The sequence below is a fragment of the Pedomonas sp. V897 genome (genome assembly GCF_051304405.1).
GTDB lineage: Bacteria > Pseudomonadota > Alphaproteobacteria > Sphingomonadales > Sphingomonadaceae > Pedomonas.
On sequence record NZ_JBPPGG010000004.1, the window covers coordinates 113,398 to 130,911 of the forward strand.

Below are 17,514 nucleotides of genomic sequence, written 5' to 3' on the forward strand. Positions count from 1 at the left end.
CATGCCGTGGAAAGCCTCTCTCCCCTCCAGCGCGACGCCGATCTGGTCCAGGACTTCCAGCTGATCCGGACCGTCGCGCGCGAGGCAGGCGAGCTGGCGCGGCGCTATTTCCACGAGCCGCTCGAGGCGTGGGAGAAGTCGCCGGGCAACCCGGTGAGCGAGGCGGACCTGGCGGTCGATGCGCTCATCAAGGACCGGCTGCGCTCGCACCGCCCCCAGTATGGCTGGCTGTCGGAAGAGACGGTGGATGATCCGGCGCGTCTCGGTTGCCGCCGCGTGTGGGTGGTGGACCCCATCGACGGCACCAAGGCCTTTGTCGCCGGGGCGGACGGCTTTGCAGTCTCCATCGCGCTGGTGGAGGATGGGCGGCCCATCCTCGGCTGCCTCTACGCCCCCTTGCGGAACCTGTTCTTCAGCGCCGCCAAGGACGAGGGGGCAACCCTCAATGGCCTGTCCATCCACGTGGCCGGTTCCGACCGGCTGGAAGGCTGCCGCATGCTGGCGGACCGGGAGCTGTTCCTCGCCGACTTCTGGCCCGAGCCCTGGCCGCTCATGAAGCTGGACAAGCCCAATTCCATCGCCCTGCGGCTGGGGATGGTGGCGGCCGGCATGGCCGATGCCGCCGTTGCGCTCCGGCCCAAGTGCGAATGGGATCTGGCCGCGGCCCTGCTTGTGTTGCAGGAGGCCGGGGGCGTCTGCACCGATCACCTCGGCGGCCACCCGCGCTTCAACCGGCCGAACCCGGTTTATCCCACCGTCATTGCCGCCAGCGCGGAACTCTATCCGCAGGTGCTGGCCCGCGTCGCAGCGGGCGTTGCCAGCTGGCAGGTTCGCACCGGGCAAAAGACCATCCCCTGATGGGGTAGGTTTCTTCTGACTAATTCATTGAATTTACAGACTTTTTGTTGCGTGCCGCATGGCGGCGGCCACAAAATGAAATCGCCGGAGCGGACGGACCACTCCGGCGATTGGCGGGATTTCTCCCGTCGTTCCAGAAGGAGAGCCAAGGTGCCAGAAACCTTCATCCTTCTGGCCCTGATGGTACGTCGGATCATGATCTCCATCAAGATCCGGTTGACCTTCTAAGACCATAGGGCCGGGCCCGGAGAGTCGATGGCTCTCCGGGCATGGCCCGGGAGGGGAAGGCCGTCAGGGAAAAACCGGTGGTCGCAGGCGAAGCGGGGAGAGCGGGCGCAATGGCCTTGCCTCTTCCCGCTCGGGCGGAACGCAAGTGCCGCCCGCTCAATCCGACGACACCCACCTGGCTCTGAAATGAGGGTAACGGCACGGGGAGGCGGGACGGCCCCAACGGGCGGCTCCGCCTTCCATATCATCTGTCCCGTATTAATTCATTGATTTTACACGGTTTCTATTGCGAACCCCATGGTGGCAGCTGCAAAATGAAATCGCCGGAGCGGACGGGCCACTCCGGCGATTGGCGGGATTGCTCCCGTCGTTCCAGAAGGAGAGCGAGGCTATGCAAACCCTCATCCTTCTGGCCCTGATGGTACGTCGGATCGTGATCTCCATCAAGATCCGGTTGACCTTCTAAGACCATAGGGCCGGACCCGGGGAGCCCAAGGCTCTCCGGGCATGGCCCGGGAGGGAAGGCCGTCAGGGAAACCGGTGGTCGCAGGCGAAGCGGGGAGAGCGGGTGCAAAGGCCTTGCCTCTTCCCGCTCGGGCGGAACGCAAGTGCCGCCCGCTCAATCCGGCGGCACCCACCTGGCTCTGAAATGAGGGTAACGGCACGGGGAGGCGGGGCGGTCCCGACGGACAGCTCCGCCTTCCATATCATCCGCCTCGTATTAATTAATTGAATTTACACGGTTTTTCTTGCGTGCCGCGTCGCGGCAGCTGCAAAATGAAATCGCCGGAGCGGACGGGCCACTCCGGCGATTGGCGGGATTGCTCCCGTCGTTCCAGAAGGAGAGCGAGGCTATGCAAACCCTCATCCTTCTGGCCCTGATGGTACGGCGGATCGTGATCTCCATCAAGATCCGGCTGACCTTCTAAGACCATAGGGCCGGGCCCGGAGAGGCGATGGCTCTCCGGGCATGGCCCGGGAGGGAAGGCCGTCAGGGAGAACCGGTGGTCGCAGGCGAAGCGGGGAGAGCGGGCGCAAAGGCCTTGCCTCTTCCCGCTCGGGCGGAACGCAAGAGCCGCCCGCTCCGCCGGGCAGCGTCCACGCAGCTCTGAAATGAGGGTGTCCACCAAGGGAGGCGGGGCAGTTCGAAAGGACGGCTCCGCCTTCCAGGGGGGCTGATGACCTCCTACCCCCGCGCGGCAGCGGCGTAGAGGGCGATGGCGGCGGCGTTGGAGACGTTGAGGCTTTCCACCCGGCCCGAGATGGGGAGTTTGGCCAGCTCGTCGCAATGCTCCACCACATTGGGGCGCAGCCCTGCGCCTTCCGCGCCCAGCACGAGGCAGGGACGGCAGGTGCCCAGCACGTCGCTGAGGGAGCGTTCGGCCCGGCCATCCATGCCGATGCGCCAGAAGCCGGCCTCCGCAATCTCATCGAGGGCGCGGGCAAGGTTCACCACCCGTACCCACGGCACCAGTTCCAGACAGCCGGAGGCGGACTTGGCGAGTGCGCCGGTCTCGGGCGGGGCGTGGCGGTCCTGCGTGACGACGGCGCAGGCGTCGAACGCGGCCGCCGAGCGGAGAATCGCGCCGATGTTGTGGGGATCGGTCACCTGGTCGAGCACCAGAATCGGGCGCCGGTCCTCCGGGGCGATGTTCTGGAGAATGTCGAACAGGGCCGGGCCTTCCAGAGGATGGGTCTCCAGCACCAGACCTTGAGTCGGCGCGCCTTCCGGGACGAGTCGCTTCAGCTCCTGCGAGTCCATCACGCGCACGTCGAGTTTGGCGGGTGTTTCCACCTCGGCCAGCGCCTCGCGGGTGGCGTAGAGGCGCACCAGCCGCCTCTCGGGGTTGGCAAGCGCCGCCGTTACCGGATGCCGGCCGTAAAGCCGCACCAGATCAGGCCGGTTCGGAGCCCGGTTGGGGGACGATGGACGGCCATTTCGGCCGCCCCGCTCGGGGGAGAATTTTTTTTGTTGTCGCATATGCATTATTTGGCGTCTCAGCCGTTGACATGAAAGCCCAAATCGACCATTTAGCCGCCCACGCCAACCACGGCACGATCGTTGAGTTGGAGGGGTGGCCGAGCGGTCAATGGCAGCAGACTGTAAATCTGCCGACTTCACGTCTACGTTGGTTCGAATCCAACCCCCTCCACCACCGTCGCTCTCCGGCACCGTCGCTCTCCGGCATGATCCCCTGCTCCGCAACCGTGGTTCTCGGGTCCAAAATCTCCTGACGGTTCCTGTCTCCTGATTGAATCCGCCGTCCGTGTCCCGGTGCCGTGACGCACAGGGAACGAAATGGGAACGGCGGACATGGAGGCGCGTTTGCTCCCCCAGATCGCCCGAACCTGCCCCCGTTATGCCAAGGCAAGCAGGCCGGGTTTCCCCCTTCGGACTGGGAGAGACAAAATGGTGTTCAAGCAATACGGCATGACCGCCTTCGCCGCGGTTGTTGTGGCAGGCATGGCCGGCGGCGCATTGGCACAAGACACCACCGTGCCTCCGGCGACAGGAACAGGCGCAACCGGCACCACCACCACCACCGATGCTCCGGCCGCTGTCGCACCGGGCGCGGGCACGGCCACGGAACCGGCAGCGGGCGCAACCGACGCGGTGGGCACGACCAATGCCTACGGCACGACCGACTCCACCGACGCCTACGGCACGACCGGCACCACCACGACCACCTCCAGCACGACGGTCGACACGCCGGCACAGACCGCGACGCCGACGGCCGCCGATGACGATGGCGGCATGGATCTGGGGTGGCTCGGCCTCATCGGTCTGGCGGGCTTGCTGGGCCTGCGCGGACGGCACGAGGAGCATATCCGCAGCGACATGGGCCGGCCCACCCCGACTCATTGATCGCTTCCCTTGAGGGCGCTCCCTGCCGGGCGACGCCTGGGCAGGAACACGGGCACAAGGCCGCGGCCGCACCCCCGGCGGCGCGGCCTGCCTCCCCGATTGGGGGGAGGCGGCTCGAATCGCGCGCTCGTGCGTTTTACGGCACATGAACAGCGACACGTCAGACCCGACAAGCGCCGCACCGTCAGCCGAAGGGACCGGACGGCCCGTCCCGGCGTGCGCCGAGGCTGCGTCCGTGGGCGACGTGGGCGGGGTGCCCCTCCCGCAGGAAGACGCGCTCCCGGCAGAGGGGGCGGAAGGCGGGGCGCAACTGACGGACTGCGAGACGGACGGCGCGGCAGAGGCGGACGCGGAGATGGACGCGCCGGAGCCGTCCGGCTTGCCCCCCAAGGGGCGCATGCCCTGCCGCCCCTGGCCGCGCCGGAGCGACCGGTACTACGGCTACGGGGGACGCGGCCGCAGCGCCTGGTAAGGCTTGGCAAGGCCTGTCGCGCCGAAGTCCCGGCAGCGGCAAGATCAGCAAAACATGTGGGGAAAGTCTGGAGCGGGCGACGGGAATCGAACCCGCACAACCAGCTTGGAAGGCTGGGGCTCTACCATTGAGCTACGCCCGCTCGAGCAGACAGATGCTTAGGTTCTGAGGGGTTTCCCGGTCAAGCGGAAAACGACGCCGCGGCGCGCAGCGCCAACCTCTTCGAGGAGGGGCGCAGCGCGCGGGCGCGGGCGGGTGTTTCGCGGCCCTGCGCCCCATGCGAAGCCCCCTGCGAAAACGCCCTCCGGCCGGGGGCGGGAGGGCGTTTCCGTGACGTGGCAGTGTCGGTCCGGGGCTTATTCCGCCGCCGGGATCTCCGCCGGTTGCGGATGGTGCGCCGGCGACGCATGGCTGCGATCGCCGGAGGGCGCCTCGCCCGCATGTTTGGGCCGGTGGTCGCCCGCCAGGAAGCTGTAGACCACGGGCACGATGAACAGGGTGAACAGCGTGCCGATGGTCATGCCGCTGGCGATGACGAGACCCAGCGAGAAGCGGCTGACCGCGCCCGCGCCCGAGGCCATCAGCAGCGGCAGCACGCCCGCCACCATGGCGGCGGTGGTCATCAGGATCGGCCGCAGGCGGATGGTGGCCGCCTTGATGATGGCCTCCGCCTTGCCCAGGTTCTCGCGCGCCTGAAGCTCGTTGGCGAACGACACCATGAGAATGCCGTGCTTCGAGATGAGGCCCGCCAGGGTCAGGAGGCCGATCTGGGTGTAGATGTTGATGGTGAAGCCCGGCGGCTGGGTGGGCCAGTTGCTGCCCACGTTGAACACGAACAGCGCACCGCACAGCGACATCGGCACCGACACCAGAATGATGAGCGGATCGCGGAAGCTTTCGTACTGCGCCGCCAGCACCAGGAAGATGATGATGAGGGCGAAGACGAAGGTCTCGGCGAGGGTCGAGCCTTCCTGCTTCAGCTGGCGGCTCTGGCCCTTGTAGTCGTAGCTGAAGCCCTCGGGCAGGATGCGCTCGGCGGCCTCCTCGAGGAACGCCAGCGCCTCGCCGGAGGTGCGGCCGGGGAAGGGCACGCCCGAGAGCGTCGCGCTGTTCTGCTGCTGGAACGCGGTCAGCGAGTTGGGCTGCACCGAATAGGTGACCGACACGAAGGTGGACAGCGGCACGAGGTTGCCGCTGGCGGAGCGCACATAGTAGTTGCCCAGCAGCTCGTCGTTCAGGCGGTAGCTGCGCGGCACCTGCGGGATCACCCGGTAGCTGCGGCCTTCCAGATCGAACAGGTTGATGTAGTTGCCGCCCAGGAGCGTTGCGAGCGTGGCGCCGATGTCGGCCATGCTCACGCCCATCTGGGTGGCCTTCTCCCGGTCGATGTGCACGTCCGCCTGCGGCTTGTCGAAGGACAGCGACACGTCGGTGAAGATGAACATGCCGCTCTTGTCCGCCTCCTCCTTCAGCTGGGCGACGACCGGCTCCAGCGTCTTGTGGTCGCCGAGGGTCTGGATGACGAACTCCACCGGCATGCCGTTGCCGGGCGTCGGCAGGGCGGGGAGGTTGAACACGGAGGACTTGAGACCCGCGTATTCGTCCAGCTTCGCCTGCAACAGCGGCTGGATCTCGCGCGGGCTGCGCTCACGCTGATCCCACGGCTTCATGAGGAAGCCGCCCATGCCCTGCGAGCCGCCGATGCCGTTGATGAGGAACGACGTCTGGTACTCGGGGAAGGTCTTGAACATGTCGTGGAAGGTGTCGACATAGGCGTCCATGTAGTCGAGCGTCGCCGACTCCGGCGCGCGCCACTGCATGAACAGGAAGCCCTGATCCTCCTCCGGCGCCAGCTCCTTGCGGGTGGCGTCATAGAACATGACGCATCCCGCCAGCACCAGCGCGCCCAGCGTCAGCATGGTCCGGCGGGCGGCCAGCGCCTGGCCGAGCCGTGCGGCGTACCAGTTGTCGAGCGCCACGAAGTGCCGGTCGAGCCAGGCGGCGAACCGGTTCTGCTCGTGGGGCTTGAGGATGCGCGAGGCCATCATCGGCGACAGGGTGAGCGCCACGATGCCGGAGATGACGACCGCCGCCGCGAGGGTGAAGGCGAACTCCTGGAACAGGATGCCCGTAAGCCCCGAGACGAAGCCGATGGGCGCGTAGACCGCCGCCAGGGTGATGGTCATGCCGATGACCGGCAGGGCGATTTCCCGGGCGCCGATGATGGCGGCGTCCAGGGGCGTGCGGCCCTCCTCGATGTGGCGGGTGACGTTCTCCACCACCACGATGGCGTCGTCCACCACAAGGCCGATGGCCAGCACCAGCGCCAGCAGTGTCAGCAGGTTGATGGAGTAGCCCAGCACCTGGAGCAGGAACAGCACGCCGATGAGCGACAGCGGAATGGTGACGACCGGAATGAGGGTCGAGCGCACGTTGCCGAGGAACAGGAACACGACGGCAATGACGATGAGGGAGGCCTCCAGCACCGTCTTGACCACCTCGTTGATCGATTCGGCGATGTACTCGGTGGCGTCATAGTCGATGGAGACGCTGAGGCCCTGCGGCAGGTCCTTCTTGAGCGCCTCCAGCTTCTCGCGGACCTTGGGAATGACGGTGAGCACGTTGGCCGCCGGCGCGGTGGAGACGCCGATGTAGACCGCCTTCTGGCCCGCCGCGTAGGACGACATGTCATAGGATTCGGGGCCAAGCTCCAGATCCGCCACGTCGGCGAGGCGCACGAGGGTGCCGCCCCGGCTGGCGACGGTGAGGTTGTTGAACTCCTCGACGCTGGACAGGTCGGTCTTGGCGTCCACCGTCGCCTTCACGAACATGTCCTTCAGCTCGCCGGGCGCGGCGGTGAAGTTGTTGGCCTGAAGCGCCGCGCTCACGTCGGTTGCGGTGACGCCCAGCGCCGCCATGCGGTCCGGCTTCAGCCAGACGCGCATGGCGAAGGTCTGCGCGCCCAGAATCTCGGCGCTGGCGACGCCGTCGATGGTCTGAAGGGCGGGCTGCACCACGCGCACCAGATAGTCCGTCACCTGCGACGAGGTGAGCGTCTCGCTGTAGAACGAGACGTACATCGAGGCGTTGCCCTCGCTGGTCTCGCGGGTGACGACCGGGTCGAAGGCCTCGCGCGGCAGCTCGGAGCGGATCTTGTTCACCTTGGAGATGGCGTCCGCCACCGCGCGGTCGGCGTCCGCATCGAGGTGCAGCTGGAGCAGCACCTCGCTGTAGCCCTGACCGCTGGTGGACGAGATGGTGTCCACGCCTTCCGTGCCCGAGACAGCCTGCTGGATCTTGGTCGTGATGAAGCTCTGCACCACCTCGGGGCTCGCGCCCGGGTAGGTGGTGCGGATGGTGATCTGCGAGTTCTCGAGGAACGGGAACTGGCGCACGGTGAGGTTCGCCAGCGCCTGCGCGCCGAGCAGAAGGATCAGGAGGCTGACGACCATCGACAGGACGGGCCGTCGGATAAAAATGTCGGTGAACTTCACACCAACCTCCAATGACATGAGCGCCGGAGGCAGCGCTCCTTAAAGCAGTGTGGCCGGCGCATGGGGGGCTGCGCCGCCTGTGACGATCCCGCGGGGGGTGAGCCGGCGGACCGGCTCAGTTCCGCGGCAGGGGGCTTGCGGCCGGGTCGAGGCTGATGGCGTTGTTGATCATCGCCTTGGCCCCGTCGCTCAGCTTGAGCTGACCGGCCGTTGCCACCAGTTCGCCCGCCTTGACGCCCTCCAGAATAGCCGCCCGGCCATTGATGGTCTCCCCGGTTTTGACGGTGCGCCGCTCCGCCACGTAGAGCGGGCGGTCCGCCTCGGCCCCGTTCGCCGGGGCGGCCTGGGCCTCGCCGGAGGCCTTCGGCGCCGGGGCGGGCTTCAGCACGTAGACGGTGTTGCCGTAGAGCGAATAGGCGACCGCCGTCGCCGGCACCGTCACCACCTCGGACTCCTCCGAGCCCTGGATGGTCACGTTGGCGAAGGCACCGGGCGTCAGCACGCCGTCCGGGTTGGGCAGGGTGGCCTGCACGGAGATGTTGCGGGTTCCCTCGTCCACCTTGGCGTCGATCGAGGTGATCTTGCCCTCGAAGCGCCGGTCCGGCGCGGCGTCGACCGACACGAAGACGCTCTGGCCGAGGCGGATGCGCCCGATGGTCTGCTCCGGCACCGGGAAGGTGGCGTAGATGGGATCGACCGCCTGCAGGGTGACGACCGTCGTGCCGCGGCTGAGGTACTGCCCCAGGTTGATCTGGCGGATGCCGATGCGGCCCGAGAACGGCGCGCGGATCAGCTTCTTCTCGAGGCTGGCCCGGGCGCGGGCGAGCTGGGCGCGCGCCTCGTCATGGGCGGCGACGGCCCGGTCCAGCGCGGCGCGGGAGGCGGTCTGGGTCTCCGCCAGCTTCCGGGTGCGCTCCAGGTCCTTTTGGGCGTTGGCGAGCGTTGCCTCGTAGAGGGCCACGTCTGCCGCTTCCGTTTCGGTGTCCATGCGGACCAGAACCTGGCCCTTCTTCACCATCTGCCCGGACTGGAACAGAATCTCCCGCACCACGCCATCCACCTCGGCGGCGATGTCCACACCGTTGACGGCCTGGATCGAGCCGATGGCCCGCAGGGAGTCGCTGCGCCGCTCCAGACGGGCCTCCTCGGCGGCCACCACCACCGGCGGTGCCTCTGCGCCGAGCAGGTATTCCTTCAGCATCTTCGGCAGGATCACATAGTTGTAGAGACCCAGGAGGCCAAAGAGGACGGCAAGGGCAACAAGCCCGATCATGGATTTGCGAAGTCGCATGGGACACCAGATTACAGGGACAAAGAGCGGACAAAGGCAGACTTGCTGCAGCGCGGAATGTCGCGGAGATAACCAAATATCACGGCGGGTTCAAGGTTAAGCAACCAAAACGGCCACCCGGGGGACAAGAGCGCCGGAAAGCGTGTCATGCCCGCAACGAAGGAGGCGCGAGATTTCACTTGCCCTTGCCGCGCAGCGATTCTATAGCACCGCACTCTGATGCGCCGTAGGCCAAGCCTGTGGGGATAGGAGTGTAGCTCAGTTGGTAGAGCATCGGTCTCCAAAACCGAGGGCCGGGGGTTCGAGTCCCTCCACTCCTGCCACCGCTTCGGCGGAACCGAAACACGCTTGGGTATGACGCATCGGGGAGGTGGAAGCTGAGAACGGTCTGACCGCCACCGGATGGTGAGCTGTTGGACTGTTTTGTTTTGTCCGTATCATGCAACACTGATTCGGGCGCAAGCGAACGGAGAGAAGAACGATGGCGAAGACCAGCCCTGTCGAGTTCGTTCGGCAGGTTCGCCAGGAAACGCGCAAGGTCACGTGGCCGACGCGGAAGGAGACGATGATCACCACGATCATGGTCTTCATCCTGACGGGCATTCTTTCCGTCTTCTTCCTGGGCGTCGATTGGGTTCTTGCCTCCATCGTGCAATTTCTGCTGAACCTTGGCCAATAAGGCCGGGATCGGTTCGGGACGACCTCAAGGCAAAGCAGACCAAGGGCCGAAATGACAGCGCGCTGGTACATCATTCACGCCTACTCGGGCTTCGAGAACAAGGTTCGGGATCAGATCAAGGCCGAGGCGGAGCGCCTGGGTCTGGCTGCCTTCATCCCGCAGGTCGAGGTGCCGACCGAGAAGGTGACCGAGGTTCGCCGCAACAAGAAGGTTGTGACCGATCGCACCTCCTTCCCGGGCTACGTGCTCGCCAAGATGGAGATGAACGACGAGGTCTATCACCTGGTGCGGAACACGCCGAAGGTGACCGGTTTCCTCGGTCCCAAGGGCAAGCCCCAGGCGATCACCGAGGCCGAGGCGGCCCGCATCCTGAACATGCAGACCGAGGCGGCGGCTCCCAAGGCCAAGGCCCGCGCCGAGTTCGAGATCGGCGATTCGGTTCGCGTGCTGGACGGTCCGTTCGCCAGCTTCAACGGTCTGGTGGAGGAGATCGATTACGACCGCGCCCGCGTGAAGGTGTCGGTGTCGATCTTCGGTCGCGCCACGCCGGTCGAGCTGGACTTTGACCAGGTCGAGCGCGTCAAGTAAGAACACAGGTTTCCGCCGGAGCCGGCCTGCCCCGCCTCCGGCGCGCCGCGTTGGCCCCAGGGTCATGCGCGGCTTCTCGGGCAGGGCTCTCTCCGGGCGCGGTTGACCGGAAGGGCAGCGTGGGAGGCAGTGCCATCTGCCGCGCACCACGGCAACCGCAGCCACCGGCGGGGTCTTCCGCCGGATGCAAGAGAAGGTTGGAGCAATGGCCAAGAAAATTACCGGCTATATCAAGCTGCAAGTGCCGGCTGGTTCCGCCAACCCGAGCCCGCCGATCGGTCCGGCTCTGGGTCAGCGCGGTGTGAACATCATGGAATTCTGCAAGGCGTTCAACGCCAAGACGCAGGAAATGGAAAAGGGCACCCCGATTCCGGTGATCATCACCGTGTACGGCGACCGCTCCTTCTCCTTCATCATGAAGACTCCGCCGGCCGATTACCTGCTCGCCAAGGCCGCCAAGATCCAGAAGGGCTCGTCCACGCCGGGCAAGGGCGCCTTCGTGGGCAAGGTGACCCGTGAGGACGTGCGCAAGGTCGCCGAGATCAAGCTGCCGGATCTGAACACCACCGATATCGAGGCCGCCATGCGGTCGATCGAAGGTACGGCCCGTTCCATGGGCCTTCAGGTCGTGGAGGGCTGAGACCATGGCAAAGCTGACCAAGCGCATGCAGAAGCTGGTTCCGACGGTGGATCGTCAGAAGCTGTACACCGTCGATGAAGCCATCAGCCTGGTGAAGCAGAACGCCGTCGCCAAGTTCGACGAGACGATCGAGATCGCGATCAACCTGAACGTCGATCCGCGTCACGCCGACCAGATGGTCCGCGGCGTCACCACCCTGCCGAAGGGCACCGGCAAGACCGTTCGCGTCGCCGTGTTCGCCAAGGAAGCCAAGGCTGAGGAAGCCAAGGCCGCTGGTGCCGACGTGGTGGGCGCCGAGGATCTGATCGACGCCGTCTCCAAGGGCGAGATCAACTTCGACCGCTGCATCGCCACCCCGGACATGATGGGCCTGATCGGCCGCGTCGCCAAGATCCTGGGTCCGAAGGGCCTGATGCCGAACCCGAAGCTGGGCACCGTGACCCCGAACGTGGCCGAAGCCGTGAAGGCGGCCAAGGGCGGTCAGGTGGAGTTCCGCGTCGAGAAGGCCGGTATCATCCACGCCCGTCTCGGCAAGGCTTCGTTCAGCGCCGAGGACCTGCGCGCCAACTTCGACGCCTTCGTCGACGCCATCATCAAGGCGAAGCCGTCGGGCGCCAAGGGCAAGTACCTCACCAAGATCGCCCTGAGCTCCACCATGGGCCCGGGCGTGAAGGTCGATATTGCCAACGTCAACGGCGCGATCTAACGCCTGACGTTCCACCCATTCCCTGCCCGGTCCGCAAAGCCGGGCAGGGGAACCGGCGGGCAGATCCTGGCAACAGGGATGTCCGCCAGCCGTCCGAGACTGCAGGCGCGGGGGCGTTGTTTTGAGGGGGCTGGTCCCCTCGGGATGACCGAACCGCTTAAACGCCAAGCCTGCACAGACGGGGAAACAAGACTTTATGGCACTCGCGGTGCGATCGCGGGGCCAACCGCAAGGGAAGCCACTGGGCTGACTGGCGCGGGTGTCGGGATGACCCCACGGACGGGCTAAGGGGTCCGGTTTGCCGGACCTCGGCTCAACCGGCCGGAAGGCGCAGCCGACCGGCCTTTAAGGAGAAGAGCATGGACAGAGTCCAGAAAAAGGAGTTGGTCTCCTCGCTCAATGCTACCTTCTCTGAGACGTCAGTGGTCGTGGTCACCCGGAATCTGGGTCTGACCGTCGCCCAGGTGAACGATCTCCGGAGAAAGATGCAGGCTGCGGGCGCCAGCTTCAAAGTGGCGAAGAACCGGCTCGCTCGCATTGCCGCCGAAGGCACGCCGTATGCGTCGATCAGCCCGCTGCTGACCGGCCCGACGGCGATTTCGACCTCCCAGGATCCCGTGGCTGCCGCCAAGGTGATCGTGGAATTCGCGAAGACCACCGACAAGATCGAGATCGTCGGCGGCGCGATGGGGTCGACTGTCCTCGACGTCAATGGCGTGAAGGCGCTGGCCTCCCTGCCGTCGCTCGACGAACTGCGCGGTACGCTCGTGGGTCTCATCAATGCCCCGGCGACCAAGATCGCGCGCGTCGTCAGCGCTCCGGCAACCAAGGTGGCTCGCGTCGTCTCGGCTTATGCCGAGAAAGAAGCCGCTTAACCCTAAGACAATTGATTTGGGCGCCAGGATGCGCCCTATTGGAGAACGAAAATGGCTGATCTTGCGAAACTGGTTGATGATCTGTCTGCCCTGACGGTCCTGGAAGCGGCCGAGCTGGCCAAGATGCTGGAAGAGAAGTGGGGCGTTTCGGCTGCTGCGGCCGTCGCCGTTGCTGCTCCGGCTGCTGGCGGCGCTGCTGCTCCGGCCGCTGAAGAGAAGACCGAGTTCGACGTGGTGCTCGTGTCCGACAACGGCAAGAAGATCAACGTGATCAAGGAAGTCCGCGCCATCACCGGCCTGGGCCTGACCGAAGCGAAGGCTCTCGTCGAGGGCGCGCCGAAGGCCGTGAAGGAAGGCGTGGCGAAGGACGAAGCCGAGAAGATCAAGAAGCAGCTCGAAGAAGCCGGCGCGACCGTCGAGCTGAAGTAAGCCGCTTCGGCCGGGGTGTTTCCGCTCCGGCCACTGCGTCCAAGGGGTGCGCCGCTCCAGGCCCGGAGCGACGCACCCCGAAGGCGTTTTCGGCAGTTGGTAAATTGTACTATGCGTAAATGGGGCCCAGCCGGTGCGACGCCGGCGCTGTCGCCGCGCAAGCGGCAGTTGATCTGAACGAACGAGGACGAACACACCCATGGCCACCCAGGCGACGTCGTTCACGGGACGCAAGCGCATTCGCAAGACCTTCGGTCGCATCCGCGAGGTCGTGGAAATGCCGAATCTTATCGAGGTGCAGCGCGAAAGCTACGAGCAGTTTCTCCGCTCGCAGCCTGGCTATGTGTCCGGTCTGGAGAAAACGCTGCGGTCGGTCTTTCCGATCCGCGATTTCGCCGGTACCGCCGAGCTGGACTTCGTCCGTTACGAGCTTGAGGACCCGAAGTACGACGTTGACGAGTGCCGTCAGCGGGGCATGACCTATGCCGCGCCGATGCGCGTGACCCTGCGTCTGATCGTTTTCGAAGTGGATCAGGACACCGGTGCCCGCTCCGTGCTCGATATCAAGGAGCAGGACGTGTACATGGGCGACATGCCGCTCATGACCGAGAACGGCACCTTCATCATCAACGGCACCGAGCGCGTCATCGTCTCCCAGATGCACCGCTCGCCGGGCGTGTTCTTCGACCACGACAAGGGCAAGACCCACTCCTCGGGCAAGTACCTGTTCGCCGCCCGCGTGATCCCGTACCGCGGTTCGTGGCTCGACTTCGAGTTCGACGCGAAGGACATCGTCAACGTTCGTATCGACCGCAAGCGCAAGCTGCCGGTCACCACGCTGCTCTATGCCCTCGGCCTCAACTCCGAGGAGATCCTGAACGAATTCTACGGCCGCGTGACCTGGAAGCGCTCCGCCGACGGCTGGACCGTGCCGTTCGTGCCCGAGCAGTGGCGCGGCCTGAAGCCGGCCTTCGACGTGATCAACGCCTCCACCGGCGAGGTGGTGTTCCCGGCCAACCAGAAGATCACCCCGCGCGCTGCCCGCAAGGCGGCCCAGGACGGCCTGACCGAGCTGCTGATCCCGACCGAGGAGATCTACGGCCGTTACGCCGCCTACGACATGATCAACGAGTCGACCGGCGAGATCTACATCGAGGCCGGTGACGAGGTGACCCAGGCCAACCTGGAGAAGCTGGACGCCGCCGGCTTCGACCGCCTCGACGTGCTCGACATCGACCACGTGAACGTGGGTCCGTGGCTGCGCAACACCCTGATGGCCGACAAGGTCGAGGACCGCGACCACGCGCTGGCCGAAATCTACCGCGTCATGCGCCCTGGCGAGCCGCCGACCCGCGAGACCGCCGAGGGCCTGTTCCACGGCCTGTTCTTCGACCCCGAGCGCTACGACCTCTCGGCCGTGGGCCGCGTGAAGATGAACATGCGTCTGGACCTGGAGTGCCCGGACGATGTGACCGTGCTCCGCAAGGAGGACATCCTCGCCGTCATCAAGACCCTGATCGACCTGAAGGACGGCAAGGGCGAGATCGACGACATCGACAACCTGGGCAACCGCCGCGTCCGCTCGGTGGGCGAGCTGCTGGAGAACCAGTACCGCGTCGGCCTGCTGCGCATGGAGCGCGCGGTCAAGGAGCGCATGTCCTCGGTCGATATCGACACGGTCATGCCGAATGACCTCATCAACGCCAAGCCGGCCGTGGCGGCGGTGCGCGAGTTCTTCGGCTCGTCGCAGCTGTCCCAGTTCATGGACCAGACCAACCCGCTGTCGGAAGTGACGCACAAGCGCCGCGTGTCGGCCCTTGGCCCGGGCGGTCTGACCCGCGAGCGCGCCGGCTTCGAGGTGCGCGACGTTCACCCGACCCACTACGGCCGTATCTGCCCGATCGAAACGCCGGAAGGCCCGAACATCGGTCTGATCAACTCGCTGGCCACCTACAGCCGCGTCAACAAGTACGGCTTCATCGAGACGCCGTACCGCAAGGTGGTCGATGGCCGCGTCACCGACGAGGTGGTGTACCTGTCGGCGATGGAGGAGCAGAAGCACACCATCGCCCAGGCCAACTCGCTCACCGACGAGAACGGCATGCTGACCGAAGAGCTGGTCTCGGCGCGTCAGGCCGGTGAATTCCTGCTGGCGCCGCGCGACCAGATCACCCTCATGGACGTCAGCCCGAAGCAGCTGGTGTCGGTGGCCGCGTCGCTCATTCCGTTCCTGGAGAACGACGACGCCAACCGCGCGCTCATGGGCTCGAACATGCAGCGTCAGGCCGTGCCGCTGGTGCGCGCCGAGGCGCCGTTCGTCGGCACCGGCATGGAAGCGACGGTTGCCCGCGACTCCGGTGCGGCCATCGCGGCCCGCCGCGGCGGCATCATCGACCAGGTGGACGCCACCCGCATTGTCATCCGCGCCACCGAGGACGTGGAGCCGGGCAAGTCGGCGGTGGACATCTACACCCTGCTGAAGTTCCAGCGCTCCAACCAGAACACCTGCATCAACCAGCGTCCGCTGGTGAAGGTGGGCGACGTGGTGGCCAAGGGCGACATCATCGCCGACGGTCCGTCCACCGAGCTGGGCGAGCTGGCGCTGGGCCGGAACGTGCTGGTCGCGTTCATGCCGTGGAACGGCTACAACTACGAGGACTCCATCCTCATCTCCGAGCGGATCGTGAAGGAAGACATCTTCACCTCGATCCACATCGAGGAGTTCGAGGTGATGGCCCGCGACACCAAGCTGGGCCCGGAGGACATCACCCGCGACATCCCGAACGTCGGTGAGGAGGCGCTGCGCAACCTCGACGAGGCCGGCATCGTCTACATCGGCGCCGAGGTGCACCCGGGCGACATCCTGGTCGGCAAGATCACGCCGAAGGGCGAGAGCCCGATGACGCCGGAGGAGAAGCTGCTCCGCGCCATCTTCGGCGAGAAGGCCTCCGACGTGCGCGACACCTCGCTGCGTCTGCCGCCGGGCGTCTCCGGCACGGTGGTCGAGGTCCGCGTGTTCAACCGACATGGCGTCGAGAAGGACGAGCGCGCCATGGCCATCGAGCGCGAGGAAATCGAGCGCCTGACCAAGGACCGCGAGGACGAGCGCGCCATTCTGGACCGTTCCACCTACGCGCGTCTGAAGGATATCCTGGTGGGCGAGACCGCCACCTCCGGCCCGAAGGGCTTCAAGAAGGGGGCGGAGATCACCGAGCAGGTGCTGGCCGAGACGCCGCGTCACGAGTGGTGGAAGTTCGCCATTGCCAATGACGAGCGCCAGACCCACATCGAGGCTCTGAAGGACCAGTGGGAACAGGCCCGCAAGAGCCTGGAGAAGCGGTTCGAGGAGAAGGTCGAGAAGCTCCAGCGCGGCGACGAGCTGCCGCCGGGCGTGCTCAAGATGGTCAAGGTCTTCGTCGCGGTGAAGCGCAAGCTCCAGCCGGGCGACAAGATGGCCGGCCGTCACGGGAACAAGGGTGTCATCTCGCGCATTCTTCCGATCGAGGACATGCCGTTCCTCGAGGACGGAACGCACGTGGACATCGTTCTGAACCCGCTGGGCGTGCCCAGCCGCATGAACGTCGGTCAGATCTTCGAGACGCACCTGGGCTGGGCCGCGCGCGGCCTGGGCCAGCAGATCCGGCAGATGCTGGAGCACTTCCACCAGAACGGCCGCAACGACACGGCGGCCATTCGGGAGCGCCTGAAAGCGATCTACGGCTGGCAGTACGACACCGTGGCCAACATGTCGGACGAAGAGGTGGTGGAGCTGGCCTCCAACCTCACCTCGGGCGTGCCGATGGCGACCCCGGTGTTCGACGGCGCAACGCCCAAGGATGTGGCGCAGATGCTGGAGATGGCGGGTCTCGATCCGTCGGGTCAGGTCGATCTCTACGACGGCCGTACCGGCGAGCGCTTCGACCGCAAGGTGACCGTGGGCTACATCTACATGCTGAAGCTCCACCACCTGGTCGACGACAAGATCCACGCCCGCTCGATCGGCCCGTACAGCCTGGTCACCCAGCAGCCGCTGGGCGGCAAGGCCCAGTTCGGCGGCCAGCGCTTCGGTGAAATGGAGGTCTGGGCGCTCCAGGCATACGGTGCCGCCTACACCCTCCAGGAGATGCTGACGGTGAAGTCGGACGACGTGGTCGGCCGCACCAAGGTGTACGAGGCGATCGTGAAGGGCGACGACACGTTCGAGGCCGGTATCCCCGAGTCCTTCAACGTGCTGGTCAAGGAAATGCGTTCGCTTGGCCTCAACGTCGAGCTGCAGTCGGCCGACGAGGAATAGGAGACGGCGGAGCCGCCCGTCGCACCCCGAAAGCGGGGCAGGCGATGGGCGGCCGTCCGTGGTGCGGCGGCTCTCGCCACGGACAGCTTAGCAT

Annotated in this window: 13 protein-coding genes and 3 tRNA genes; 12 read left to right on the forward strand and 4 right to left on the reverse strand. The window is 65.9% G+C overall.

Going from position 1 to position 17,514, the window contains the following annotated elements:
- The first annotated feature begins 6 nt into the window (after nucleotides 1–6).
- A complete protein-coding gene (locus tag ACSJJU_RS11295; RefSeq protein ID WP_435915573.1) occupies nucleotides 7–858 on the forward strand; it encodes a 3'(2'),5'-bisphosphate nucleotidase CysQ in 852 nt (283 codons plus the stop codon).
- A gap of 1,414 nt (nucleotides 859–2,272) precedes the next feature.
- Here ACSJJU_RS11295 and rlmB read toward each other — a convergent pair.
- Entirely contained in the window at nucleotides 2,273–3,067 is a 795-nt protein-coding gene (rlmB, locus tag ACSJJU_RS11300; RefSeq protein WP_435915574.1) for a 23S rRNA (guanosine(2251)-2'-O)-methyltransferase RlmB, read from the reverse strand.
- Nucleotides 3,068–3,155: 88 nt separating this feature from the next.
- Here rlmB and ACSJJU_RS11305 point away from each other — a divergent pair.
- The 3 genes from ACSJJU_RS11305 (at nucleotide 3,156) to ACSJJU_RS11315 (ending at nucleotide 4,424) form a co-directional block, all read left to right on the forward strand.
- Nucleotides 3,156–3,242: transfer RNA gene (locus tag ACSJJU_RS11305), tRNA-Tyr, on the forward strand.
- A gap of 254 nt (nucleotides 3,243–3,496) precedes the next feature.
- Entirely contained in the window at nucleotides 3,497–3,952 is a 456-nt protein-coding gene (locus ACSJJU_RS11310) for a WGxxGxxG family protein (RefSeq protein ID WP_435915575.1), read from the forward strand.
- 235 nt (nucleotides 3,953–4,187) lie between these two features.
- On the forward strand, nucleotides 4,188–4,424 hold the full coding sequence (locus ACSJJU_RS11315; protein WP_435915576.1) for a hypothetical protein: 237 nt from the start codon (nucleotides 4,188–4,190) through the stop codon (nucleotides 4,422–4,424).
- Between the two features lie 68 nt (nucleotides 4,425–4,492).
- On the opposite strand, the gene ACSJJU_RS11320 is transcribed toward ACSJJU_RS11315, so the two are convergent.
- From ACSJJU_RS11320 to ACSJJU_RS11330, 3 genes are all read right to left on the reverse strand, one after another.
- A tRNA-Gly gene (locus tag ACSJJU_RS11320) sits at nucleotides 4,493–4,566 on the reverse strand.
- A gap of 214 nt (nucleotides 4,567–4,780) precedes the next feature.
- Complete coding sequence (locus ACSJJU_RS11325) at nucleotides 4,781–7,918, reverse strand: efflux RND transporter permease subunit (RefSeq protein ID WP_435915577.1); 3,138 nt, start codon at nucleotides 7,916–7,918, stop codon at nucleotides 4,781–4,783.
- 115 nt (nucleotides 7,919–8,033) lie between these two features.
- Nucleotides 8,034–9,209, reverse strand: coding sequence for an efflux RND transporter periplasmic adaptor subunit (locus ACSJJU_RS11330; protein ID WP_435915578.1), 1,176 nt, complete (start codon nucleotides 9,207–9,209; stop codon nucleotides 8,034–8,036).
- A gap of 247 nt (nucleotides 9,210–9,456) precedes the next feature.
- Between ACSJJU_RS11330 and ACSJJU_RS11335 the strand changes: the two genes are divergently transcribed.
- The 8 genes from ACSJJU_RS11335 to rpoB all read left to right on the forward strand — a co-directional run bounded on the left by ACSJJU_RS11335 (nucleotide 9,457) and on the right by rpoB (nucleotide 17,420).
- Nucleotides 9,457–9,532, forward strand: a tRNA-Trp gene (locus ACSJJU_RS11335).
- A 158-nt stretch (nucleotides 9,533–9,690) separates the two neighbouring features.
- On the forward strand, nucleotides 9,691–9,888 hold the full coding sequence (gene secE, locus ACSJJU_RS11340) for a preprotein translocase subunit SecE (protein WP_435915580.1): 198 nt from the start codon (nucleotides 9,691–9,693) through the stop codon (nucleotides 9,886–9,888).
- Between the two features lie 51 nt (nucleotides 9,889–9,939).
- Nucleotides 9,940–10,476, forward strand: coding sequence for a transcription termination/antitermination protein NusG (nusG, locus tag ACSJJU_RS11345; protein ID WP_435915582.1), 537 nt, complete (start codon nucleotides 9,940–9,942; stop codon nucleotides 10,474–10,476).
- A gap of 205 nt (nucleotides 10,477–10,681) precedes the next feature.
- Entirely contained in the window at nucleotides 10,682–11,116 is a 435-nt protein-coding gene (rplK, locus tag ACSJJU_RS11350) for a 50S ribosomal protein L11 (RefSeq protein ID WP_435915584.1), read from the forward strand.
- Between the two features lie 4 nt (nucleotides 11,117–11,120).
- Complete coding sequence (gene rplA, locus ACSJJU_RS11355) at nucleotides 11,121–11,822, forward strand: 50S ribosomal protein L1 (RefSeq protein ID WP_435915585.1); 702 nt, start codon at nucleotides 11,121–11,123, stop codon at nucleotides 11,820–11,822.
- 359 nt (nucleotides 11,823–12,181) lie between these two features.
- The gene (rplJ, locus tag ACSJJU_RS11360; protein WP_435915587.1) at nucleotides 12,182–12,697 is read left to right on the forward strand and encodes a 50S ribosomal protein L10; all 516 of its coding nucleotides are present in this window, start codon (nucleotides 12,182–12,184) and stop codon (nucleotides 12,695–12,697) included.
- A gap of 51 nt (nucleotides 12,698–12,748) precedes the next feature.
- Nucleotides 12,749–13,126, forward strand: a complete 378-nt coding sequence (rplL, locus tag ACSJJU_RS11365; RefSeq protein ID WP_259278625.1) for a 50S ribosomal protein L7/L12 — start codon at nucleotides 12,749–12,751, stop codon at nucleotides 13,124–13,126.
- A gap of 199 nt (nucleotides 13,127–13,325) precedes the next feature.
- Nucleotides 13,326–17,420: a DNA-directed RNA polymerase subunit beta gene (gene rpoB, locus ACSJJU_RS11370; RefSeq protein ID WP_435915588.1), complete on the forward strand. Its 4,095-nt coding sequence runs from the start codon at nucleotides 13,326–13,328 to the stop codon at nucleotides 17,418–17,420.
- Nucleotides 17,421–17,514: the final 94 nt, after the last annotated feature.

Bases quoted from the DNA above. Each gene is read 5' to 3' on its own strand.
- rplL (WP_259278625.1), top strand. From the start codon at position 12,749: ATGGCTGATCTTGCGAAACTGGTTGATGATCTGTCTGCCCTGACGGTC.
- rlmB (WP_435915574.1), bottom strand. From the start codon at position 3,067: ATGCGACAACAAAAAAAATTCTCCCCCGAGCGGGGCGGCCGAAATGGC.
- nusG (WP_435915582.1), top strand. From the start codon at position 9,940: ATGACAGCGCGCTGGTACATCATTCACGCCTACTCGGGCTTCGAGAAC.
- rpoB (WP_435915588.1), top strand. From the start codon at position 13,326: ATGGCCACCCAGGCGACGTCGTTCACGGGACGCAAGCGCATTCGCAAG.
- secE (WP_435915580.1), top strand. From the start codon at position 9,691: ATGGCGAAGACCAGCCCTGTCGAGTTCGTTCGGCAGGTTCGCCAGGAA.
- rplK (WP_435915584.1), top strand. From the start codon at position 10,682: ATGGCCAAGAAAATTACCGGCTATATCAAGCTGCAAGTGCCGGCTGGT.
- rplA (WP_435915585.1), top strand. From the start codon at position 11,121: ATGGCAAAGCTGACCAAGCGCATGCAGAAGCTGGTTCCGACGGTGGAT.
- rplJ (WP_435915587.1), top strand. From the start codon at position 12,182: ATGGACAGAGTCCAGAAAAAGGAGTTGGTCTCCTCGCTCAATGCTACC.
- ACSJJU_RS11310 (WP_435915575.1), top strand. From the start codon at position 3,497: ATGGTGTTCAAGCAATACGGCATGACCGCCTTCGCCGCGGTTGTTGTG.
- ACSJJU_RS11330 (WP_435915578.1), bottom strand. From the start codon at position 9,209: ATGCGACTTCGCAAATCCATGATCGGGCTTGTTGCCCTTGCCGTCCTC.